This is a genomic window from Streptomyces sp. WM6386 (genome assembly GCF_000972385.1).
In the GTDB taxonomy this organism is placed as follows: domain Bacteria; phylum Actinomycetota; class Actinomycetes; order Streptomycetales; family Streptomycetaceae; genus Streptomyces.
The window spans coordinates 1-333 of the sequence record NZ_JXTE01000718.1; the positions used below are offsets into that span (position 1 = coordinate 1).

Here is a 333-nt window from a genome sequence, read left to right on the forward strand (position 1 = left end):
ATTCTGGTGCCAGCACGCACGGCTCGGGCACATAGCCCGGGTAGTCCGCCTCGTACGGGTCCGGCGGTACGGCGAGGATGTCGACGACTGTGGCGGCGGACCGCCAGAACAGCGCGGTCGACGGCTTGTTATCCGGATCGTGGTCGTAGGGGCACCAGAGAATCTGGAGCAGATCGGCCTGGCCGGGCGGCCGCAACAGGGGTATGTCGCGCAGATACAGCTGGGCCACGGGCAGCATGGGGACCGGGCACTCCGCGGGCGACGGAGGGCTGGCGTCGAGTCGCTCCGCGAGCCTCGCGGCGCTCTGTTCCTTGAGCGCCTCCTCCTCGGGCG

General features: G+C 70.0%; 1 pseudogene. It reads right to left on the reverse strand.

Annotated elements, in window-relative coordinates:
• Positions 1-333: pseudogene (locus TN53_RS43380) on the reverse strand (hypothetical protein); the annotation flags it as partial.